The following is a 23,331-nucleotide window of genomic DNA, read 5'->3' on the forward strand; positions in this document are numbered from 1 at the left end:
CTATGACTAGCCTTATGCAAGATACCATTTTCGCATTTGCCGCCATCTTTTTTGCCGGACTCCTCGCAGGTACAGAGTTTACGGTGCGATTTGGCATACGTGGTCCACTTGATCTGCTCGAACAATCCGCGCACATTATTGTCCGACAAGGGCTTGTCCGCACACTGCGAATCATAGCACCATCATTTTATTTCCCAGCTCTCATATTCGGTGTCATTTCACTATTCACGGGTGATAGTGGAACTCCGTTTGTACTCCGGTTGTCCGGTATTGTTATGCTAGTTATTTGGCTTGGAGTAACATTCGGCGGTACGGTTCCTATTAACAGCGCTGCACTGGAATGGCGGCCTGAAGCTCCGCCTAACAACTTCCGTTCACTTGTGGAACGGTGGGAGCGACTCGCGATATTTCGCGTACTAGCATCTGTTTTTGCATTCATCTTTTTCCTAATCTCACAAATAATTATCATTGCCTCATGAACTAAGCTCCTGTATAGGCGCGGGCTGAACGCATCATATTCAAGCAGCAAGGGGGGCAAAGTATGGCGAGGATTATGGTCGTCGATGATGATCCGGATATCCGGGAGCTGATCCGCGTCTATTTGGCCGGAGAGGGGCTTGGTGTGATTGAAGCCGGCAATGGAGAGGAAGCGTTGAAGCTTATCGAATCTACGCAAGTCGATCTTGTCGTCCTAGATGTAATGATGCCGCACATGGATGGTTGGGATTTGTGCCGCGAGCTCCGCAGTCACTATAGCGATCTTCCGCTGCTGATGGTAACGGCCAAAAGTGAAACGACTCACAAGGTAAAAGGGTTCCGGCTCGGTACGGACGATTACGTCGTCAAGCCATTCGATCCGGTTGAGCTAATTATGCGGGTTAAGGCACTGCTTAAACGCTATAAGATCGCTTCTTCCCAACTGATTTCCATTGGCGATATGACGATTGATCATGTCTCTTTCGAGGTCCGCGTGCAGGAGCAGTGCTTTATCCTGCCGCTCAAGGAATTCAAGCTGCTGTTCAAGCTTGCCAGCTATCCCAGACTAATCTTTACCCGTACGCAGCTAATCGAGCAAATCTGGGGGATGGATTACGAAGGTGACGAAAGAACGGTAGATGTTCATATCAAGCGGCTGCGCGAGAGGTTCGAGCCCCTAACCGATCAGTTTCGAATCACTACGATTCACGGCCTCGGCTATCGCCTCGAGGTGAGCGGCTCAAGATCATGACCCTTTATCTGCGAGTCGTTTTGACGTTCTTGGCCGTTGTCGTTGTTAGTGTATTGCTGGCTTTTTTCATCGCCATGCTGCTCTACACGAACCGAATTACAACCGAGTTGCAAGCTAGTTTGCTGAAAGCGGGAAACCAGCTCGCTGAGATGAGCAATGAGTATCAGACGACAAAATTGGAAACCCTGCTTGAAGGAAGCACCAAATTCAACGACAGCTATTCCCTGTTCTTATTTGACAACAGCGGTTATCTGGCCTCCTTCGGCGTTGAAAAGAAAAACGATATGAGTGAGATGGACCAGCAGAAGGTCATTTCTGTTCTGCAAGGTAACATCTACCAAAACGAAAAAACGAATTTTATATACACTGACTTCAAGCAATCGACGAGTTTGATGATTGGCATCCCCTTGGCAGTGAACGGCAGGCAATACGCACTCTTCTTAACGCCTAAGGTGTCTGAGGTGGCGAGGAAACAGACCCGTGACTCGATAACTACTGTTTTGTTGATCGTGCTTCTTGTCGGAAGCTTGCTCATACTGGTCGCTTCGCGGTATATCGTCAGCCCGATGAAGAAGCTGACACGGGCTACGAATCGGCTGGCGCGCGGCAATTTCAACGTGAATGTGAATATACAAAGAAACGACGAAATCGGTTTGCTTGCCGAAGGCTTCAATCATATGGCGGGTGAGTTGAAGCAGCTTGAGCAGATGAGGCAGGATTTCGTCTCTAACGTATCGCATGAAATCCAGTCACCGCTGACCTCGATAAGGGGATTCTCCAAGGTGCTTCGTCAATCGGCTTTGCAGGAGGAGGAACGCCATCGTTACTTGGAAATCATTGAGCGGGAAAGCGAGCGCTTGACGCGTCTGAGTGAGAACTTGTTGAAGCTGGCTTCTTTGGAATCGGAGCAGCATCCTTTTCATCCGAGCACGTATAATCTCGACGAGCAGCTTCGTCGCGTACTTGTTTTCTACGAGCCCCAGTGGTCGGAGAAAGAGCAAGTGCTGGATTTGAATTTGCCGAGGGTGAAGATATCGGCAGATGCCGATCAACTCAATCAAGTGTGGACGAACCTGCTTGGCAATGCCATCAAGTTCACCCCGCCTCAAGGAATAATTCAAATAAAGCTTGCGGCCAAGACGGATCACGTGGTCATCAGCATTCAGGATACTGGAATTGGCATTAAGAAAGAAGAGCAGGAACGGATCTTCGAGCGTTTCTACAAAGCCGATCACGCTAGACAGTGGGGAACAGGGGGCAGTGGACTAGGCCTTGCCATTGTAAGAAAAATTCTCGAGAGGCACCAAGGCAGCATTTCAGTCGCCAGCGAACCTGGCGAGGGTACGTTATTTACCGTTATTTTACCGATTATCACCTATTTGCAGGAAAATCATAAATAATGAAAACCTTGGAAGAAAATCTTCCAAGGTTTTTCTGTTCTTATATAGTGAGTTCATATGAAGGAGGAAGAGAGAATATCGTCGACCAATCTCGCAGCTTGGCGAAGGTTGCCGTCCTACACTGACCTGTCCGCGACAACTTCCATTTGTTGGAGAGCCTGCTAATCTGTATCTGGTCAGGGATAGGCGAATTTCTAGTGCATCAAAAAAGAGCTGTGACACTGAGGTGGTGTTAAGTCATTAAATGAAAATTAGACCTACAACGCTTTACCGTTGTAAGTCCAATTCTCTATATGTGAATAGTGGGGTTGCTTATAGAATACCCAGTGAAGATTAAGGTGGGCTTAAGATTAGATAATTATTCCATGAATAGACAAACCGTTGGAATGAACAAACAACTAGGAGCGGGTGATTCTCATTAATTTACCTGCAATTGATCGATCCGATACCGCAAAATTTACTCCGCCACCCGTGTGATCTACGAACATCTTGGCGCAGAGTGGTAATGAGAAGATCTGGTTTTCAAAATATAAAGGATGTCGTATTTAAGAACGACGTCTATTAGTTAACGCCCAACATGTATGGACTGGTGCTAACTGAAGAACCATCAAGCGATACATGCAATCTGTACTTAGTGTCAGCTACGGTATAAATTCTGACCTGTGTAACTTGACCGTCATCAATAAGCCACTCTTTTGGAACAGGCATTCCATCATCAGTTGAAACAGATAGACCGTATCTATAACCACCAGAAGGACCAATTAATGTAATAGTTGCGGTAGAACCTGTGCCAATCGTGTCTTGAGGAATTTCAAGCAAATACCAATCGTTATCAGTAGTATTTCTGAGAGTACCAACCTTAGTAACTCCAAAAGGGTTTGTAATATTATCCAAATTAGGGTCTGGATAAATAAATTTTTCAGGCTGATAGTAGTCATCATTTTGGATGTCATGTCTCTCGTAGACATTGGTGTTTGCATAAGCACTTTGAGTACCAACAGCAAGTGTAACTAAAGCGGCGACTGTAATTGCGGTTTTTTTGAAATTCATTTTCTAACCTCCTAGTATTATATGGGAATTATTCTTAGTTATTCCATTTACAATACTACTATTAATATATTAGATGGGTATATAGGTATAAATTACCATTTATGAGGATTATTAAGTAATAATTGTTTATGGATCGATTGTTATAACAATTTTATATATAAGGAATATGTAGATAGAGTAGAGCGAGACCTAGTGGAGTATCGCAATTACAAACATAGGGCAAGAAAGTACAGTTTGAAACATGATCGATATGATTCATTTTCTTCAGAACAAAATGTTAGAGAAGCATTGCAAAGAGAGTTAAATAAGAATGGATCAAAAGTAATAGAATCTTCTACAAATCCATATAAATCTAGAAAATGAAGATTTCTCAGAATTTGTTCAGTGTAAATAAATATCATAATCCACGGGGGCAACAGCATATGAAAAAATCACTTATCACAATCCTAACCATTCTCGCGCTATTCTTTTTCTCGTCTCAAACTTTTGCGGCTGGATATAATCAATCAACTGTTCTATCTAAAATTGATTGTGTCTATTACGATACGAATGATCATACCTATTATATAGTTACTCTGGGAGACTCGCTAGAAAGCCGCTGGATGTTCAATATTCAATCTTCTGTCGCATTCGATACGAATACACTACAACAGTTAAATGAGACTTACAAAGGTAAACAGACAACTATTATATATACAGGTGACATTAGACACGAGGACGAAATCGAAATTATTTCATGTGATATTGAAGGTTTTGGAAACCTATATGAATAGAGAATAGGAGGTAATTAGTATGATACAACGTTACAAATTACTTCTATGGGGAGCGGGTTTTGGATTGTTATAAGCAGCAGTGTTTATACACTGTTTAAAAAGTTAAGAATAAATACAAAAACCGAAGAGGAAGTGTTAATTATGGATAGAAAAACAATGTGCGAGAGATTATTTATTAAATGTTTAACTAACGCAGAAGTAAATTTAGCAGTCAAAAGCAGCGAGAATTTTAAAGGCTTGGACTTTATGACAGATGAAGAAATCAAAGAACTTTATGAACAGTATGGATGAAAGAACACTTTACAGGAAATAACGAATAAAAAAATATAATTATCAATTAAAAATAATGTCTTTACAGGTAGCACACATGTTTATAAGGTTGAAAATGTTAATTCATCTTGGCAAGGAACTGTGGACGGCGCTTTAATAGGTAGCAACTCTACAAGTATGACGCCTAATTCCATCCAGTATTGTAATGAAACAGACGATACTATTTTCATTGGAACGTCTAGCGATAAGTTGAAATTTCTTAATCCTAAATATAAAGATGGAAGTGGTAGTTGGACAAAACCATTTAATTTGTCTTTTTCCAATGAAGGAAGTAGCAAAATAGATTATAGTTATTTTAATCTAAATGGTGTTTGGTATTCATGGCAATAATAATGGAGGAATGAAAAGTGAATATAAAAAAATGGGTAATTGTATCTACTAGTACTATATTAGGGTTGACATTAATTGTTGTTGTAAATAATTCATTTGCCTCTTCTAACCCATCTGTGAATAAATATGAACTAATATCAACGTCAACACATGACAAAGAAAAAATTAAAGAAGTTGGAATGACTTTTAAGGATGATATAACCATCAAACCCAAACAGGGTGCAAGTCAGGCAGTTGCTTCAGCAAAAGAATATGCACCAGGGTATGCTGAGGAAGCAAAAAAAATTGAGGTTGAATACCATTTAGTTACTAACCCTAATTTTAATCTCTTTTCAAAAGAGGCGAAATCAAGTAATTCTAAACTAGAGAAAGATGGCTTTTTGTTAGATACTCCTTGTTATGTTGTTACTTTTAAAGGAATCAGTAAACCAGCTAAATCTTACAAAAATGATCAAACTCCTAAAACTTTTACAGAGTATAGTGTTGTTGTTGATGCAAATACAAATCAAGTGTTGTATGGTTTTTCTTATAGGTAACAAACTTCCAATAGTGCGAGGGCTGCAAAGCCTTCGTATTTTTTTATTATGCCAAACTTCAAAAGTTAATTATACGGGAGGTTGCGAATTGTTAGAATTCAAACCCAAACGATTTTCTGATAAAATGCACGATAATGAAGCGAAAATGCCATTGAAAGAAAAAGCTATTTCATCGGGTATTGTCAATATGCTTCAACGAACGATCGGTAACGCGGCGGTTCGGCGTATGCTTCAGCATCGATCTCATAACAAGGAAATCCAGAGAATTGCTAATGAAAACCGTAGTAGTAGAGGGTTTTTTTGTTCAAACATCCGATAAAAGTTCAATTTCAATGTCAGAACTTTTTGGGATAAATAAAAATAACATATATTTAAATTTATGATAAACTCAATTTTTGAATTTTAGGATATTCTCTCGACAAAAACTCCATAAAATGGTAACATGCACTAGGTACATTTACCCATTTATAGGAGATGATTAGCGTTGAAAAGGCTTATGAGTTTAATAGTTATTTTTTGCATCGTAGCTTTAGCAATTGTTCCAGTATCAGCATTCGCCAAGGACTCTGAATACGAAGTTTATGTAAACAACAAACTGATGAAATCAGAATACCCGCCAATTAGCCATAATAATGCTGTATATGTTCCGCTATGGAGTTTGCTGGGGCAATTAAACATGTCAGCAAAAGATTACAGTGGAGTATTGAGAATAAATCATCCATATCGCACATTATTAGTAAAAGCTGATCAGAATATGATGACTTACTTTGGACGAAATATGGATATAAAGTATGCGAGGCTCGAGTATCCAATAATAACACAAGACTACGTCATGTATGTGCCATTAGTATTTCTAGGTGACTATTTGGATATGAAAATAGCTTACGGTGAAAATGGAAGAATAGATATTACATCTGCTGATTTGAGTAAGGATGTTTCATGGGGCAAAGATTATGATATTGAAAAAGCTGCTAAACAATTAAATTTAGATGCTGCTGCAGAAGGAATTTGGAAAACTAATTCGTCACTTTGGAATAAAAAAACCTATTTTGGAGGTCACTCTTCTAAGAAAAATTATCTTGAAAACTCTGTAGTTAGTTACAGTGGTGCAACTGTAACCTTAGCAAACAGTTTAGAAACATATACGGTTACGTTTTCTTCATTAGAGGATATAGTTAATGCATTAACTAATGTCGATCCCTTTGATGGTTTAGGCTGGTCTAAGGATACAATAGATATGATTAAAGATGGATATGTCAAAATTGGCATGACAAAACTGATGGCAAGATATTCTTGGGGAGCTCCAGATAAAGTTAACAAATATAGCAGTAAGTACAGCTATTCCGAGCAATGGGTTTATAATTATACCAGTTCTATGAGTTTTCTATATTTTGATGAAGATGGCAAGTTAACAAATATTCAAAATTAAAGATTGATTACAAATGGGGAAACGTTACATTTTAGCGTTTCTATTTTTATCTAATGAATTGTGTCCTATATAGGAAAATTAACTCATTTTAGAAAATTAATTACTGATATTTTCGGCGGATAATGTTAGAATTTGTATATTCATGTACTATACCAAATTCCACTTACCTGTGGACTACTAAAGGAAACCTTATGATAAAATGTCCAAAATGCTCAACAAATAACAAGTTACAAAAATTTTGTGGTAATTGTGGAAACCTTTTACTTATTGAAGGAGCTGAATTTCAAGATGAGCAGGCTGCTACTTTTGCAGAGTCGGATCAGAGCGAAATAAAAATAGGCTTTATGTACGGTGCACTATTTTTCTTGCGAAAGTTGATAACTTGGATTTTCTTATTCTCTATTGGAGCAAAGTTGCTATTTGCTAGTTCATTTAATTTAATGCCAAGTTTTACTTATTTCTTAAAAATAAGAAAATCTTATTTTTTCATAACAGCATTGGTGATACTGCTATTTTTATGATTTTTATATTCCCGCATGTTTTATGTGTCTAAAAGATGGGCTGCTTATCGATTTTAAGGAAGAAGAAGTGTCAGAGACGACTGAAGTATTTGGTAATGGCTGGTCAAAATAGAGAAATAAATTGAGTGTAATTTGCCTCCTATTGAATTAAGGAGGTTTTTTGATTAGTATTTAATTTAGATCCAGATAAAACAATGTTTATTTTCCAGAAGAATGGGAAATTCTATGGACACATAATTCTCATTCCCATCAGTTGAAGCAGATGAATACAAGAAATTTTAAAAAAGAGAAAAAGAGGAGAATTCTAGTATGTCACTTATGTCATCCTTTAAATTGCCTTGCGGGACGAAGAATAATTATCCTGAAAAACTGGATTACTTAACTCGAAAAGGTAAGGTCGTAATTTTCCAATCGTCTTCTTCCAAAGTTAAAACAGCTTATATTGTTTCTCCAAAACATAAGGGGGTAGAGTTTATTGTTGAAGGCTCTCCTTTTAACATTGCTGCACTATATGAAAGTATTGATCTTGAAGAACATGAAGTTAGAGACGCTAGTGGTGTGTTTTTTTATAAATTAGCAGAAACAAGAGAAGATTTCGATCATGCTTTTGAAAAATTTGTGAAAGCGGCAGAATAAAATTTGGCTAATGGTAAAAAGACTGTAAACACCAGAGGAGGAAATGGTGTCTACAGTCTTTTTCGTGCTTGCGCCTGTGCCTAATGTGTACTTCTTCTTCCACGATGATTCAAATAAATGTTGCAATAAAATTAATCGATTTGTGTCTTTATTCAACTTTTATTTTTACACTAGTTTGCAATTTGTGATTTGTTTTAATGTCTTCTGGATCGGCATATGTTGATCGAACTGTAACGGTATAGGTACCTCTCTTCAAATGTGTTTTTGATTCCCGAAGACTATCCGAGTATAGGTCATTGTAGCCGAAGAAGATAATCCATTGTAAAGAAGAAATATAAACATCATTCTCTTTAAAAGTAGACTTTAACAGAGCCAAAGTCTCTCCTGGGTCATACGTGTTGCCATGCTCATCCATCAAGGTATATACAAATAAATCATGTGAATGAGCAATTCTTTTTTCTTCCTTTCCGGTGTAAGTAAGAGCGCTCCAAATGTTTATATCTTGTCCAAATTGATATACTTCTTTCTCTGAGTGAATGCTGAGTTTAAAGAAGTCGTCTGAATTTGCTGAACTAGTCTCTGACTTATAGTTGTCTTTGCCTCCACGAACATTAATATTTGCAACATTTTCTTGTTCATTATAAGAAACTGTTCCTTGGAGAGTTTCACTTAAGCTTCAATAAAGGGAGTGACCCATTTTTTTCAAATAATGTAAGTTAATATTTCGGTGCTTGTAGCGTTTTCATTGGAAATCACCTATGATTTTGAAGTAACACCTTGGGTAAAGTATCCTTCGCAATTATTGTGGAGAATTCCAAAAGTCATGTGTTTTTTCTTCTTAAAACAAAGAGGAAATGATCTCCATTCATGATATAATATTGGGTAAAATGGTTATATGATATGAACAATGAGATTGATAGTTTTGCAGTCTAACTAAGAATGATATTGGGGAAAGCAGATGAACTATGAAGGTATTTATTAAAAATGGTTTTGATAATCAAATTGCAAATCATAATTTTTATGCAGCTTACGATGGATTTAAACAAATGGGCTTCGAAATTCTCTATTTTGAAAATATTGAGGAGCTAACGGAAAATAATAAAGAAGATATCATAGTAGGCTACGTTGATGATGTTAGGACAACACTTTCTAAATATTCTATTGTCCCACCTGAAATTGATTATCCAGAGGAAACTTGAAAGTTACTTAGGAAGAAAGATATGGAAGTCTAAATTAAGTGTAATAGCAAATAATCCCGATAACTGGAATGTATTTATTAAGCCAGTTGAGGATAAAAAGTTTACTGGAGTAGTTGTTAGAGGGACTAAGGACTTGGTTGGATGTGGTACGTATGGCGAAGATCCGGAGATACTATGCTCTGAGGTTGTAAATTTTGTCGCTGAGTGGAGATGCTTTGTTAGATATGGGAAAATATTAGATATCCGAAGATATAGAGGAAATTGGAGATTACACTTTGATTATAAAGTGGTAGAAAATGTTGTGCTCCAATACAAATCTGCACCAAATGGCTATGCTGTAGATTTTGGATTAACTGATAAGGGTGAAACATTGTTAATAGAAGTTAACGATGGCTATTCTTTGGGACACTATGGGCTATTTTCCTTAGATTATGCGAAGTTGCTTTCGGCAAGATGGTCTGAGCTGACATCAACGATAGATGAGTGTGATTTTTAATATAGCTGTGGCTTAGGATGGCTAAAACACGGATTTTATTTTTTATCCAATTTTAAGGGTGCTGCTTCGAATGAACTTATACTTCAGATGTATTTCAGATGTTCGATAGGTATTTGAAGTTTTTTCCAACCAAAACATAAGGTGAAACCAATAAACTGATTTGAATACATTTCTTTCATCATCAGAAGGCATAAAAATTAATTAAGCAAGGAGTGTGCATATAATGGGTTGGTTTTCGAATGAAACAAAAGACAATTCTTACGTAGTAATTCCGTCAGAAAATGTAACTAAGATAAAATTTGGAGATACGTGTTATATTGGTTATCAAATATATGGGCAAGAATTCTGGGAAATAACGAGTGTCTCTTTTACGACTGAAGTATCTTCGTTAGAAGTTCGTAAATACAAATACCATATGGCAGGATATCTGCATCATGCCTTATTGCCGCTTAGCAGGCTGCTATAAGTTAATTTTCTATTTTGAAGAAGAAAGTGGATGAACTTGCAGGAGTACCTGACGTCTATAGAAATAGTAGAGATCCGTTGATTACTGGTGATATATTTTCAGATCTAATAGTCGTTTACAAAAAAATGGGCTTAACAGTTGATAATGGAAAGTTTCATTTATGGACTATATAGAAGTAATGAAAAGATAATTTCATTAAAGGAGGTTCAAGATGAGAAACGAAGAATGTTGTCCTGAATGTGGAGGAACTAAATTTGGAGAGGGCAAGTCGCACGGCGAAGCTAGGGTATATCCTATGAAAAAGATGCTAACATTAGGATCTGATGTTACCCATGTAATATGTATAACGTGTGGATTTATTTTAAAAAGTTTTGTTAAAGAGCCTCATAAATTTGAGGATAAATAAAATGAATATCAACATTTATTAATGTAGTAAAACAAATCTTTTATTAAGTATCTCGGATTTTAACCTTTAATGTATCGGAGTTGATTTAAATAGGCGTTTACTGGAAACACACAGATGAAGCAAAAGCCAAGATCAGTAAGTTTTTCAAAGGTAAAGCAAGAAGTGATGAAGTAAAGAAAAAGATAAGTGATAAGCATAAGGGGAAAAAACTGTCAGAACAACATCGTTTAAAACTCAGTGAGGTGAAAACGGGGAAGAAGCTTAATGTTGATCGACGCGGCGAGAAAGCTAATAGAGCAATATTGAATGAGTTAGATGTAATTGAAATTAGAAGATTGTATGCAACAGACAAATCGTGGACACATAGGTCGTTGGCAAAAAAATATGGCGTTGGGAAAAGTACAATAACTTCGATATTATCTAATAAGTCATGGAACCACATATAGCGATTTGGGTTTGTATAAACTTTACAATAAAATGAATATCGAGAAGACACCAGTTGTACTTTAAAGAAGTTGTCTCTCTGGAAATGAAATCGAAGCTTCAATGGCAGGTGTAATATATAATTTACGATGAAAGAATGATTTTATATTAAAAGGAGAATATTTAGAATGTACAAAGTGAATGATGCTGTTTTTGGTGAACTTAGTTTATTTTTAAGTTGGTCTAAAGCTACATCGATTGATTTTTGCAGTAAACTTTCTGACATAGAATTGATAATTGACGGCGAAGAAGATGGCAAATTTGATCAAGAGCAGTACGATGCATATCTTGCATTTATGGAAAATTGGGAAACGTTACAATATAACATAGTACAGTCTATTCTTGATTATTATATTCAAAGACGACATGAACTTGGTTATGATGTTGGACATAATGAAGATTATCCTTTGATTGATACAGCAGAACAACTTCTTAAGCATATAAATTTAGATGGAATTATTATCAAATCTGCTGTTTTATCTGAATATATAGATGTTGGGTTGACATTTTCTTGCAGTTGGGACGATGAAAATGGTCTTGGTGTAAAATTATTAAGAGGGCAAGTAGTTGAAGTGGGTTGGCCGCGGATAAATTTCCCGGACAATTAGATTTTCTTCGTTTCTTAGACATTTTCATACAAAATAACAACTGATACATGTTTAGCAGGGCTGAAAAAGCCTTGCTTTTTATTTTCAGTCGCTATATTATTATATGTAACTTATTATTAATATCAATTCGAGGCATTTCACCCTAACTTACTATGACGGTAGCTTTAGGGTAGGAAATGATGAAAACTTGAGTTAATATGAGGATGCACAAGGTCACTGTAATTGAACTCTAATGAAATAAAAAGCCTATTATCATAGTGTTTTGATCGTATCAAGACACAATAGATAACTAAAGATTATTTGATCTTTTCTTCGGGGCAGGGTGAAATTCCCTACCGGCGGTGAGGATGCATTCGTGTATCTCAAGCCCGCGACTCCCAGCTGTATTGGTTGGGACTGACTTGGTGTAATTCCAAGGCCGACGGTATAGTCCGGATGGGAGAAGGTGAAGAACAACTTGTTAAAATTTACTTTTTGCAGGTTTGTTTGTTGATGCCCCTGTTGATTCATGACAGGGGCATTATTTTTTCAGAAGGTTCAATTCAAAACATTTCTTAGGAGGTTTTTGAATTGGAACAAGCATTTAAGCTGGAAAACAAGCGATCGAATTGGTATTCATCATGGACCCGAGGCATCAATGGGATTTGGTTTGTGGCAGTCGGGGCCGCACTTTGGGGGATGGACCCGCTTTTTCGGATTTTATTGTTGAAAAGTTTTACTTCTGCGCAGATTGTGTTTTTGGAGCACTTGTTATTGGCTTGTTATGCACTTCCTGTGCTGCTGAAGCACCGAAAGACTTTAGCTGGCAAACTCACGTTGGCAGTCATTGGTGCACTGCTCTTTATCTCTTGGGGAGGATCGGCTATTGCCACCGTGCTTTTCACCGCGGCTTTCGCTCACGGCAATGCCAACGCGATCTTGCTGCTGCAGAAATTGCAGCCCTTATTCGCCATCATTCTAGCTCGTGTTTTGCTCAAAGAAACATTGCCTTCAAAATTTTTTGTTTATATCTTAGCGGCACTTCTAGGAACTTATTTGTTGACGTTTGGTATTCATACACCTGAGATGGGATTGAAAGATTTAGGTACGATAAGCTGCTTATTTTCAATTTTGGCAGCATGTTTATGGGGAGGGTCCACCGTTATGGGGAAATTCCTTCTTCAAAAAAATATAGATTTTCCTGTTGTGACTTCGCTTCGATTTTTATTGGCAATTCCTTTGCTCTCGGTTGTTCTTTTGATGAGTGGTGATGTTTGGCATTTGAACGGAACGGGTAAAGAATTGACAATGATTGCGGTGAACCTATTGTTTCAGGCTTTTTTCCCTGGATTAATCAGCATGCTTTTCTATTACAAGGGCTTGTCAACGACAAAGGCGTTCTTCGCGACGCTAGCGGAGCTTGCTTTCCCAGCTATAGGTATATGCATGAACTGGCTCGTATTTGGTCAAAAGCTAACCCTAGGGCAACTCTTAGGTTTCATACTGATCTGGCTTACCCTGTGGTTAATGAGCCGCGTTAAAGGAAATGCAGCTGCATAAAATTTAATATGATTAATAAAAATCCTGATGAGCAGCGCTCATCGGGATTTTCGTTTTGAAGCAGAATCGGGAAAATCTGAAAAAGACTTTATTGCAACTTTTAAACCCGAATTACGTCTAATTCGCAAAAATGGAAGAAAAACCAAGAGACAGCCTTACTCTGAGGATACACAAGTTGTGTCACCGGATGGCAAGCATATTTATGTAGTTAATCTTCATATGGAAGGTGAGAATCTATTCGCTAAGCATACAATTCGGAATAGCAATTCGGGACAATCTGTACCAATCTCCTTAGATTTGGTTTCAGGATATGCAATCTGGTTGGATAATGAACATGTGCTATACATAGGTGGGATTGGTGAGGAGGGAGTTACGCGAATTGATTTGCAAGGTCATCTGACTTCAATGCCTGCTTTGGGTCAGATTATGGCACCAACAGAATTGAAACAAACAGAGCGAGCAACGATCGGCAATGATCGACTTTATTATCTAGAATCGAACTATCCAAATCATGTTCACGATTTAAAATATATCGAGCTCTCCCAGATGGATGCCCCAGCGGCTCATCAAGTTAGGGGAGAGGTTTCTTTGTTCCAGCCGATGAAAGCTGGGCCTATGATCTCTGTCGTAACGACTCAAAGCCACTTAGATGAATCGAAGCAAGAGCTTATACTCATTGATTCGAATGGAAAACAACAGGGAGCCGCCCTTGCAATAGGAGCGGCTATCGGACAGATGGTCTGGTCACCGGATGATTCCAAATTAGCCTTTGGGATGCTGAGGAAAGTAGGGAGTACGTATCAAATCTCTGTTTTTGATCTGAAGACGGGAAGTAGTTCTGTCGTTTTCGAAGGACCAAGACTTATCGGAGATCTTCTCTGGAGTGAAGATAGTACACGACTTTCGGTGACAATTGATCGTTTCAAGGATAGCCTTGAAACGCAACCAGAAACAAACATAATTCAGATCAAATGAAAGAGACAATTTTACAAGGAACGAATCGAGAATAAGGGGCTGTCCTAAAGGTCACAAGACCTTGAGGGCAGCTTTTCTCGATTTTGACTTAAATATACTTAAATATTTGTTTTAATTACTTAAATATAATGATAATATTACTTACAAGAGGTGAAAGTGATGTATCAAGAAGAACGTTTATTGAAAATACTTAATTACCTAAACGAAAATCATGCAATGAGTGTTATGGAGATCTGCTCACTTCTAGAAGTGTCCAGAGATACGGCTCGAAGAGACATCGTAAAACTAGTACAAGAAGGGATCGTAATTCGAACACATGGAGGTGTAGCATTACCTCAATTACAAAGGGAAATAGCTACTTATCAGGAGCGATTAATTGATGAAACAGACGCCAAACGACAAATTGGCAAGTTAGCAGCCCGTCTGATTAAGGATCGGGAGACCGTCATAATGGATGTATCAACGACTGTGCAAGCGGTAGCTGAACAAATTGCTGCCAAAGCGATTACCGTAATCACGCATTCTCTCGATATTGTTAGTATTCTCTCCGGTAGAGAGGACCTTCAAGTCTATGTGCTGGGCGGCTACTTGCATGCCAAAAATCGCCTGTTTTATGGACCCTCGGTCATTGAGAAACTAGGAGAATTAAGAGCCGACAAAGCCTTCATCGGGGCAGCATCCATAAGAACTGATGGGCTTTATTTCCCTTACGAAGATGATGTTTCAGTGAAAAAAGAGATGGCCCGCAGATCGGATCAGGTTATCGCCGTGGTTGATTTTTCCAAATTCCTAAGCAAATCGGTGTATCGTTTGGACTTTGATTTGGTTGATATTTTAATTACTGATCAAGAGGTGCCTGCCGAAATAAGAGACGTACTCGATAATAAAAATATAACGATTATTCAATGTGAAGAGACAGCGAAAAACGAGGAGGAAAACAGACATGAGTCTTAAAATTGTGCACAACGTAAAAGTGGTTCAACCAAACGACCAATTTCAGCCGGCCACTCTTTGGATCAGAAATGGAGTCATTGAAAAGTTGGAAAGCGGTGAAACTTCTCTTCCTGAAGGCAATTATGAACGTATAGATGGTCAAGGACACCTATTAATACCCGGTATGATTGATGTGCATATTCACGGTGCTAACGGGTTCGATATGATGGATGGCACTGAAAGGAGCATACAGGAGGTTTCGCGGGCTTGCGCTGCAACAGGCTGCACCTCGTTTCTGGCAACATCGGTCAGCTCTACAATGGAGGATTTACTGGCCATGATTCGCAGTGTGAAACGTGTCATTGGGCATGAAATCGGGGCTCAAATTGCCGGGCTCCATCTGGAGGGTCCCTATCTGAATCCGAAGCGTAAAGGTATGCAAAATGAGCGTTTTCTGCGGCATCCGAATCTGCAAGAAATAGATGATATTTTCCGTGAAGCAGAAGGGCTGATTAAAATGGTTACAATCGCTCCCGAACTGCCTGGCGGCTTGGAGCTTATTTCTTATTTGAAGGATAAGGGAGTCATCATCGCTGTTGCTCATTCTGATGCGACATACGAGGAGGCCAAGCTAGCTTTCAAAGCCGGCGCAAGTCATGTTACACACTGCTTTAATGGCATGAGACCGATTCATCATCGGGATCCCGGACTGGTTGCAGCGGCTTTTGAAGAAGAACATGTGAGCCTCCAAGCAATTGTAGATGGCATTCATCTGCATCCTGCGATCATTCGCTTGATGCATCGCTTGAAAGGGCCGGAGGGGATCGTGCTCATCACGGATGCTTTGCAAGCTATGGGGCTTGGTGATGGGAAGTATATGTTTGGCGGACATCATGTGACAGTTGCGGGCGGTATAGCCCGACTTGAGGATGGGACATTAGCCTCCAGTACGGTAACGATGAATGAGGCATTACGTTTAACGATAGAAACCGGAATTCCATTAACGGATGCTGTTCAGATGGCGTCAACTACGCCTGCAAGAATACTTGATTTAAGAACAAAGGGGAGGGTTAGCGCGGGTTGCGATGCTGATCTTGTTTTGTTAGATGAACAATTTCAAGTCCAATGGACAATGATAAGGGGTGATCTGGCTACATAATTAAGTAAAAATAAACTTAGATATAACGAAAGATTAGCTGGCATTGTAACAATCAAGAGATTATATTGGGCATACATGGAAATTTGTCAGGAGGCCTTGCAATGGCACCAAAACCAGATGTGAATGAGATCATCAAATACCTTTGTGGAACAGGGGTCATTGAATTAAATGCTACGGGGATGAAGTCAATGTCGGGTACAACGGATGGACTTGTGTATGCTCTTATGGTCGATAATGAACCCAGCTATGTACTTAAATTGGATACCCCGCAGAATTTAGAGCAGGTTGAGCTGCTACATCGCACTTATAACGAAAGCACATTACTGCCTCGGCTGCTTTATACGGACCTTAACAAAACCTATATGTTGTATAAGTATATTTCTGGTACAACGCATTACAATCGCGGCTCGAAAGCGGATTGGCTAACACGTTTAGTTAAGGAACTTTTGAATCATTATACCGTTTATCAGGCAACGGAAATGTGGGGCTTTTGGAAGGAAGAGCCTTGTCAAACGTGGTCTGAATTTCTGGATAAGGGCGTGGAATATGCGCGAATGAATGTTGGCAATCTTTTGCCAAGCGTGGACTATGATAAAGTCAAATCACTTGTCACAAAGACGGAAGGAGCAGCTGAGGAAAGGTATTTATTGCATGGTGATTGTGGTGTGCATAATTTTGTATTTGAGCGGAATTCCTTACAAGCTGTCATTGATCCTTCTCCGATTGTCGGACCTGTTCGGTATGATTATATCTATGCCTTCTGCTCATCCCCGGACGATTTGAACCTAGAAACGTTGTTTCGAAGCTACGCTCAGCTAACTCATCACGCTTGGGATAGGCAAAGACTTATGGAAGATGTGCTTATACAGCTCTACTGCCGCATCGGGATTTGCTTGAGACATCATCCGCATGATTTATCCGAGTACCTTAAAGCTTGGAACTACTGGAAAAAGCTTGTTTGATAACTATGCATCGGTTAATGAGGGGGCGCTAGTTAATGGAAGATATATTCAATATCCAAAGTTTGAATGTTGAAGAGGCTACGATTATAGACTTGCAACAAGCGATAGAGAAGGGGGAGCTAACCTCCAGAGAGCTTGTTATGTATTACATGTACCGCATAGCGGCTTATGACCAAAGCGGACCTTTGATCAACTCTATGATGGAAATCAATCCAGATGCGATTTATATTGCTGAGGCACTTGATCAAGAACGGCAGCTAACTGGGGCAAGAAGTATTCTGCATGGCATTCCTGTTGTGTTGAAAGATAATATTGAAACGATGGATAAAATGCGTACGAGTGCGGGAGCGCTGGCTTTGCAGAACCACATAAGTTCAGCAGATGCTTTTCTTGTACAAAAGCTGCGAGAAGCTGGCGCAGTTATTTTGGGGAAATCGAATATGACTGAATGGGCAAATGCGATGTCATCCTCCATGTGGGCCGGATATAGTTCAAGAGGAGGACAAACGAAGAACCCATACGGTGATTATTTTACGGGTGGGTCCAGTACGGGTTCAGCTGCTGCTGTAGCGGCAAATTTCACCTCTGTTGCAGTGGGGACAGAGACATCGGCCTCTATTTTGAGTCCCTCTATACAGAACGCTATCGTGGGCATTAAGCCAACTGTAGGTTTAATAAGCCGCACAGGGATAATCCCGTTCACTTATTCGCAAGACACGGCTGGCCCTATGGCAAGAAATGTGACGGATGCCGCGATTTTGCTAAATGTTCTAACAGGGAAAGACGTAAAAGATCCTTCAACATGGCGAAATGAGGCAAATGACAGAGATTATACCGCATTTCTAGATAAAAATGGCTTGCAGGGTACGACGATAGGGGTCTTCAGGAACGTGCCATCTACAAAGTATCGTGACATTGGCGAATATGACGAAAAATTATTTAACGCTGTTGTAGCTACGTTGAAGGACTGTGGTGCAGAAGTCATTGATGACATCGAAATTCCTTCATTCAATAGAAATTGGGAGTATAACAAAATTAATTTTGAATGTAAGCATGCGATTGAAAATTATTTGCAAAGTCTGCCGGCTCATTTACCTATCCACAGCTTGCAAGAACTGATTGCTTGGAACGAGCAAAATGCTGACAAAGCTTTGAAATACGGACAAAATTCTTTGAAATATAGGCTGCAGATAGAGAACCCTTTGCAAAATAAGGATTACATATTGGAGTCCCTGACAGATCTATATTATTCGCAGAATGAGGGAATTGATTTCGCATTACAAAATGATGGATTAGATGCAATCCTCTTTCCCGCCTATGTAGGTGCGGATCTTAGTGCAAGAGCTGGTTATCCTTCAATCGCCGTACCTGCGGGATTTCAGGCCGATGGCAGGGCATTTGGCATTACTTTCGCTGGAACAGCGTTTAGTGAAGCGATGCTTATCCGAATTGCTTTTGCGTTTGAACAAGCAACACATCATAGGAGAATGCCTCAACTGCACAAATCGTAAATACGCGGCTGCGCGGAACGATTGGTCCGAATTGAGGTTCGTCCGAAACTTTTAAATCCATTCTGCGTCTAATATCTGGGTGATTATGGATGAAGAACAAAACGGTACCTTATTTGGTTGTTTATTTGTTGCTGATAAATTTCTTGCTCCCTTACACGATCTCAGCAGATGCTTTTTACCACAAGCGGCTTTCGTATCCAATCATCATCAACAATCCTAGAAATATTGATCCTGTCATCAAATATATGAAGCAAAAGGTAGACCGTGAAAAAGCGGTTAATTATTTCATCCTGTTAGGCGATTCTGTCTTCTATGGAAGTCCGGGCAATTCGGATCAAAGCATTAGCGCATATTTGGAGCAGATGCCGGAACATCCCTTGGTATTTAATTTATCATTCCCAGGTTCACAGCTAGGCGATTTATACACCCTACTGCTTATGCTGGATAAGAACGGAATATCAACTGATCATGTAATCCTGAATGTACGTTATGCCAGCTTTGTTCCCCGCGTCCCGTATCAACCGATTATGTCCTGGTGGGCTGACCGTTTGCGCAAGGAGGATCCTGAGGCGTACTTGATTGTTAAAGCGCAAGAGGAAGAGACAGCCGCGTATTCGAAATATGAGAAGCCCTATGATTGGCTGCAGGGTATGCTCAAAAAGTACGTTTATCCGCATATCACGTTAATGGCCTATCGAGATTATTATCAAAAGTATGTGGATTTGCAATGGGATAAGTGGCGCAACCGGGCGATGCCCGACGACTCGTTGGCCCTGCCGGAACCTTGGTACACCAAAGATTCAGAAGCTTTGAGCGACATGCTTCAGCAAGCACAGCTTAAAGCTGCTTTTACGAATGTTCCATTGAATCTAACCGAGTCAAATCCTGATATCTACTTCACGAAGCAAATCATTGAGCATCAAAAAGGAAAAGAAACTTGGGTCGTATTGGCCGGAACGAACCATACCTACATGAAGGAATTTGTGAACCAACCGGGATATGTAGAAAACATGAAAAGGCTGGATGATTTTCTATCCCAGCAGCCCGTTCATTACCTGAATTTAGAAGGACAAATTTCGGATCAGTTGTTTACAGATTTCACCCATCTCATGCCGGAAGGTTACAGGCTGATGGCCCAATTGATATGGGACGCTTACGGACAGAGAGGGGCAGCCAAGCCGTTATGATGTTCAATACGCCGGAATTTGCTTTGTTATTAGTCATTACTATGTGTATTTATTACTTGATTCCAAGACATCGTCTTTGGCTGTTGACAGCGGCTAATCTTGTGTTTTACGGCGTAGTGGGGCCTGGTTACTTACTCTTATTCGGCGTTATTTCGTTAGTTGTCTACCTATGCGGTCTAGGTATTGAATACACAAGCAGGTGGCAGCGAATCCTGTTGACCTTAGGTATTTTACTGACGTCAAGCAACCTTATATTTTTCAAATATACGGATTTTGCTCTAAGAAGTATAGAGAAGGTACTTTCTATTCATCTTGTCGCCCATCAGTCGGAATGGCTGCATTATGCGCTGCCTCTGGGCATATCCTTTTATACGTTTGAATTGATTTCATATTTGGTCGATGTGTACAAAGGCCGAATTCCAGCCGAACGATCGTTGCTGCGATTTTGGATGTTCATTATGTTCTTTGCTCATATGATTGCCGGACCGATCATGAGAGGCAAGGAATTTCTGCCACAAATTCGGCAGTTGGATACGATTCGGTTTAATCCCGCCCAGCTTCGCTTGGGTGCTTTCTTCATTGTGCTGGGTTTAGCCAAGAAAATGGGAATAGCGGATCAGCTAGCGTCCTATTGCGATAGCTTTTTCTCACAAGCCAGTACTCTGAGCGGGGCTGAAGGCTGGACGGCATCTGTGCTCTATGCGTTCCAGATTTACTGTGATTTCTCTGGTTACAGCGATATGGCTGTCGGTATCGGTTACCTGTTCGGATTGGAATTGGCCAGGAATTTCAACACACCGTATTTAAGTACGAATGCTACGGAGTTTTGGCGGCGGTGGCATATTACGCTGTCATCATGGATTCGAGACTATATCTACATCTCATTAGGGGGATCGCGTCGCGGTGAAGTACGACAATATGCCAACCTTTTTGCGGCAATGACGATTTCGGGCTTCTGGCATGGCAGTCAATGGACTTTCATCGCTTGGGGAATGTATCAAGGGGGATTGTTAATTGGTCACAAGCTGTATGTGAACCTGCTTCAGAAGCTGCGGATTATTCAGATTCAAACGTATATGTGGTATCGCATGTTATCGCTTTTCGTCTTCTTTCTGTTAACTTGTCTAGGCTGGGTCATCTTCCGCACGGAGGGGATCCATGTCGCAGCGGGACTGATTATCCGTATGCTCAATCCAAAGGCTCTCATCATGCCCCAATGGCTATGGCATTTCTGGTGGATTGCTGGGGGACTTTATGCTCTGCATGTGCTGGAGTGGTACTTGCTGAATCGACTTGATCGAGTTTCTTCCTTATGGCACAGCTGGATTCCATCGCCGATAAGGGCGGCCGTATATAGTTTCCTTGTGTTAGTATTCTTATATATGCTAAAACAAGGGCAGAGCTCTTTTATTTATTTTCAATTCTAACCTATCGCCTTAGGATAAAGGCGGTAGGTTTTTTCTTTCGTCTTTGGCTTTAGGTCTCAGCGCGGAAAAGGGTCCCATCGTCTCGGAAATAATACGCAATTTCATCCGCTTTTGTGTTCAGTCGTACTGATTTTTCGGTGAATTTATCGATGATGCCTCGATCTACTTCGCAATAGAGGCCATTGGCATCTGGCTGCCAGACGGAGACTGGGGTTTGTGAGAGCGCCGCGATAAATAGATCAGCGTCAGATTCCAATGACTTAGGCATTTGTGATAGTCTCCTTTGGTTAGCTTAATTGCGATCTATCTTTTACGCTTAATAGAAAGTATATGTCATCGTTTATCGTCCAACGACTTTTTTATCTGCTTGCCATGAATAAATGACCAATTCCCCCGAAAATAAGACAAATTTGACATCATTGAAGCGTTTACAATAGGGAAGAGGACGAACGTTTCGATGAGCTGGTACCCGAAAATAGCGATTTATGCAGCAACTGGCGATATATTTGGTTTTTGTTAATATTTTATTGACATAAAGTAAAGGGATGGAATAATATCTAAGTAAGCGCTTTTAATTTCAGGATAACGTTTGGGCAATAGCGTGGAAAACTTGTCAAAGCAAAAAGGAGCTGTGTGAATTGCCTACTCTCAAAGATATTGCAGAATTAGTTGGCGTTTCAATTTCAACAGCCTCTCGTGTGGTACGAAACGATACCAGTAGGCATATTAACCCAGAAACCAAAGCCAAAGTATGGGAAGCTGTTCGACAGCTGGATTACACACCGAACGAGTCGGCACGCCATTTAGTGAATAAACAGAAGGCGGAAAGAAAGCCAACCAAACAAATTGGCTGCATTATACAAACAGCTCGATTGAATGACGATCATCCTTATTATTCGCCAATCATTACTTCTTTTACGAAAAAGATATTGGAATCCGGTTATTCCCTGGCTTTCATACATACATCAGATGAGCTTGCCGACGATGCCTTGCTGCATCGCTGCATTCATGAAATACAAGTAGACGGTGTTATTCTCGTGGGAGAAGTGGGACCAGCCATTGTAGAATATTTGCAAAAAGCAGAAGAGTTGGCGCTAATTGGCATCTGTACGAATGGCACAGAAATTACAATGGTTGATTATGATCGCATTCATGCTGCCAAATCAGCTGTAGACCACCTTATTGCTCAAGGACATCAATCCATTGGCTTTGTTGGCGGACCTGGACACACCGGAGAACTGGGCAGCGAAGAGAGATTTCAAGGTTTTAAATTCGCTATGTATGATGCAGGAATTCCCTTGAACAAAGACTGGATTATTGATACACGCTGGGAAATTGACCGCAGTTATGAACGCGTGATGGAGCAGCTGAAAAGGACAGACATAGAACGTCCAACGGCTATATTCTCCGCAAGTGATCAATTGGCGATACCGGCCATGCGTGCAATTATAGAGAGCAATTTGAGTATTCCTGAGGATGTAGCATTTATTTCTATGGATAACATTGATTTCGCTCAGTACACGACACCGCCGCTTTCATCGGTGCATGTACCCAAAGTAGAGATTGGCATGACAGCCGCTGCGACACTCTTAGATATGTTGAAAGGTGAACAACCACAACTGTCTAAAGTGCTGCTTCCACATAAATTAATTGTCAGACAATCGTCTACATACCAAAGAAATTAAATTTTTTTAGGATGCTGGATAACGTTGTCCAGAGTTTGGTGCCAATTAATTTTTGACGAATT

The 23,331-nt window shown here is 40.0% G+C and carries 24 protein-coding genes and 1 riboswitch; of the genes, 22 read left to right on the forward strand and 2 right to left on the reverse strand.

The window, feature by feature from the left end; genetic code table 11:
- Nucleotides 1–2: 2 nt before the first annotated feature.
- The 3 genes from BC351_RS14410 to BC351_RS14420 all read left to right on the forward strand — a co-directional run bounded on the left by BC351_RS14410 (nucleotide 3) and on the right by BC351_RS14420 (nucleotide 2,628).
- Nucleotides 3–479 carry an anthrone oxygenase family protein gene (locus BC351_RS14410; protein WP_079413131.1) on the forward strand — a complete coding sequence of 159 codons (477 nt, stop codon included), beginning with the start codon at nucleotides 3–5 and terminating at the stop codon, nucleotides 477–479.
- Between the two features lie 62 nt (nucleotides 480–541).
- On the forward strand, nucleotides 542–1,228 hold the full coding sequence (locus tag BC351_RS14415; protein WP_079413133.1) for a response regulator transcription factor: 687 nt from the start codon (nucleotides 542–544) through the stop codon (nucleotides 1,226–1,228).
- The gene (locus BC351_RS14420) at nucleotides 1,225–2,628 is read left to right on the forward strand and encodes a sensor histidine kinase (protein ID WP_079413135.1); all 1,404 of its coding nucleotides are present in this window, start codon (nucleotides 1,225–1,227) and stop codon (nucleotides 2,626–2,628) included. Before BC351_RS14415 ends, BC351_RS14420 begins: the two co-directional genes overlap by 4 nt.
- Nucleotides 2,629–3,189: 561 nt before the next feature.
- Here the strand turns inward: BC351_RS14420 and BC351_RS14425 are convergent.
- Complete coding sequence (locus tag BC351_RS14425; protein ID WP_079413137.1) at nucleotides 3,190–3,678, reverse strand: hypothetical protein; 489 nt, start codon at nucleotides 3,676–3,678, stop codon at nucleotides 3,190–3,192.
- A gap of 914 nt (nucleotides 3,679–4,592) precedes the next feature.
- Between BC351_RS14425 and BC351_RS42255 the strand changes: the two genes are divergently transcribed.
- The 18 genes from BC351_RS42255 (at nucleotide 4,593) to BC351_RS14530 (ending at nucleotide 21,584) form a co-directional block, all read left to right on the forward strand.
- The gene (locus BC351_RS42255; protein ID WP_158082090.1) at nucleotides 4,593–4,742 is read left to right on the forward strand and encodes a hypothetical protein; all 150 of its coding nucleotides are present in this window, start codon (nucleotides 4,593–4,595) and stop codon (nucleotides 4,740–4,742) included.
- Between the two features lie 386 nt (nucleotides 4,743–5,128).
- On the forward strand, nucleotides 5,129–5,647 hold the full coding sequence (locus tag BC351_RS14440; protein WP_079413143.1) for a hypothetical protein: 519 nt from the start codon (nucleotides 5,129–5,131) through the stop codon (nucleotides 5,645–5,647).
- 88 nt (nucleotides 5,648–5,735) lie between these two features.
- Nucleotides 5,736–5,966, forward strand: a complete 231-nt coding sequence (locus BC351_RS14445; RefSeq protein WP_079413145.1) for a hypothetical protein — start codon at nucleotides 5,736–5,738, stop codon at nucleotides 5,964–5,966.
- 165 nt (nucleotides 5,967–6,131) lie between these two features.
- Entirely contained in the window at nucleotides 6,132–7,076 is a 945-nt protein-coding gene (locus tag BC351_RS14450) for a stalk domain-containing protein (protein WP_079413147.1), read from the forward strand.
- Between the two features lie 191 nt (nucleotides 7,077–7,267).
- Nucleotides 7,268–7,597, forward strand: a complete 330-nt coding sequence (locus tag BC351_RS14455; RefSeq protein WP_079413149.1) for a hypothetical protein — start codon at nucleotides 7,268–7,270, stop codon at nucleotides 7,595–7,597.
- Between the two features lie 309 nt (nucleotides 7,598–7,906).
- Nucleotides 7,907–8,233, forward strand: coding sequence for a hypothetical protein (locus BC351_RS14460; protein WP_079413151.1), 327 nt, complete (start codon nucleotides 7,907–7,909; stop codon nucleotides 8,231–8,233).
- Nucleotides 8,234–9,198: 965 nt separating this feature from the next.
- A complete protein-coding gene (locus BC351_RS43405) occupies nucleotides 9,199–9,432 on the forward strand; it encodes a hypothetical protein (protein ID WP_244208996.1) in 234 nt (77 codons plus the stop codon).
- Complete coding sequence (locus BC351_RS14470; protein ID WP_244208997.1) at nucleotides 9,362–9,928, forward strand: ATP-grasp domain-containing protein; 567 nt, start codon at nucleotides 9,362–9,364, stop codon at nucleotides 9,926–9,928. Before BC351_RS43405 ends, BC351_RS14470 begins: the two co-directional genes overlap by 71 nt.
- Nucleotides 9,929–10,605: 677 nt before the next feature.
- Nucleotides 10,606–10,800 carry a transcription initiation factor TFIIIB gene (locus BC351_RS14480; protein WP_079413157.1) on the forward strand — a complete coding sequence of 65 codons (195 nt, stop codon included), beginning with the start codon at nucleotides 10,606–10,608 and terminating at the stop codon, nucleotides 10,798–10,800.
- A gap of 611 nt (nucleotides 10,801–11,411) precedes the next feature.
- Nucleotides 11,412–11,891, forward strand: coding sequence for a DUF6985 domain-containing protein (locus BC351_RS14490; protein WP_079413159.1), 480 nt, complete (start codon nucleotides 11,412–11,414; stop codon nucleotides 11,889–11,891).
- 304 nt (nucleotides 11,892–12,195) lie between these two features.
- Nucleotides 12,196–12,342: riboswitch (FMN riboswitch) on the forward strand.
- A 119-nt stretch (nucleotides 12,343–12,461) separates the two neighbouring features.
- The gene (locus BC351_RS14495; RefSeq protein ID WP_079413161.1) at nucleotides 12,462–13,430 is read left to right on the forward strand and encodes a DMT family transporter; all 969 of its coding nucleotides are present in this window, start codon (nucleotides 12,462–12,464) and stop codon (nucleotides 13,428–13,430) included.
- 177 nt (nucleotides 13,431–13,607) lie between these two features.
- Nucleotides 13,608–14,405, forward strand: a complete 798-nt coding sequence (locus BC351_RS14500; protein WP_144028394.1) for a hypothetical protein — start codon at nucleotides 13,608–13,610, stop codon at nucleotides 14,403–14,405.
- Nucleotides 14,406–14,564: 159 nt separating this feature from the next.
- Nucleotides 14,565–15,359, forward strand: coding sequence for a DeoR/GlpR family DNA-binding transcription regulator (locus BC351_RS14505; protein WP_208629719.1), 795 nt, complete (start codon nucleotides 14,565–14,567; stop codon nucleotides 15,357–15,359).
- Entirely contained in the window at nucleotides 15,349–16,497 is a 1,149-nt protein-coding gene (gene nagA / locus BC351_RS14510) for an N-acetylglucosamine-6-phosphate deacetylase (RefSeq protein ID WP_079413167.1), read from the forward strand. Before BC351_RS14505 ends, nagA begins: the two co-directional genes overlap by 11 nt.
- A 101-nt stretch (nucleotides 16,498–16,598) precedes the next feature.
- On the forward strand, nucleotides 16,599–17,459 hold the full coding sequence (locus BC351_RS14515) for a protein kinase family protein (protein ID WP_079413169.1): 861 nt from the start codon (nucleotides 16,599–16,601) through the stop codon (nucleotides 17,457–17,459).
- 35 nt (nucleotides 17,460–17,494) lie between these two features.
- Nucleotides 17,495–18,970 carry an amidase family protein gene (locus BC351_RS14520; protein ID WP_079413171.1) on the forward strand — a complete coding sequence of 492 codons (1,476 nt, stop codon included), beginning with the start codon at nucleotides 17,495–17,497 and terminating at the stop codon, nucleotides 18,968–18,970.
- Between the two features lie 89 nt (nucleotides 18,971–19,059).
- Complete coding sequence (locus BC351_RS14525) at nucleotides 19,060–20,157, forward strand: hypothetical protein (protein WP_079413173.1); 1,098 nt, start codon at nucleotides 19,060–19,062, stop codon at nucleotides 20,155–20,157.
- Nucleotides 20,115–21,584 (forward strand): MBOAT family O-acyltransferase, encoded by a 1,470-nt coding sequence (locus BC351_RS14530; protein WP_079413175.1) that lies wholly within the window; start codon nucleotides 20,115–20,117, stop codon nucleotides 21,582–21,584. The genes BC351_RS14525 and BC351_RS14530 overlap by 43 nt, the downstream gene beginning before the upstream one ends.
- 49 nt (nucleotides 21,585–21,633) lie before the next feature.
- Here BC351_RS14530 and BC351_RS14535 read toward each other — a convergent pair whose 3' ends face one another.
- Complete coding sequence (locus BC351_RS14535) at nucleotides 21,634–21,852, reverse strand: hypothetical protein (RefSeq protein ID WP_079413177.1); 219 nt, start codon at nucleotides 21,850–21,852, stop codon at nucleotides 21,634–21,636.
- A 370-nt stretch (nucleotides 21,853–22,222) separates the two neighbouring features.
- On the opposite strand from BC351_RS14535, the gene BC351_RS14540 reads away from it, so the two are divergent.
- Nucleotides 22,223–23,269, forward strand: a complete 1,047-nt coding sequence (locus BC351_RS14540; protein ID WP_079413179.1) for a LacI family DNA-binding transcriptional regulator — start codon at nucleotides 22,223–22,225, stop codon at nucleotides 23,267–23,269.
- The last annotated feature ends 62 nt before the right edge of the window (nucleotides 23,270–23,331 follow it).

It is taken from the genome of Paenibacillus ferrarius (genome assembly GCF_002027705.1).
Classification (GTDB): domain Bacteria; phylum Bacillota; class Bacilli; order Paenibacillales; family NBRC-103111; genus Paenibacillus_E; species Paenibacillus_E ferrarius.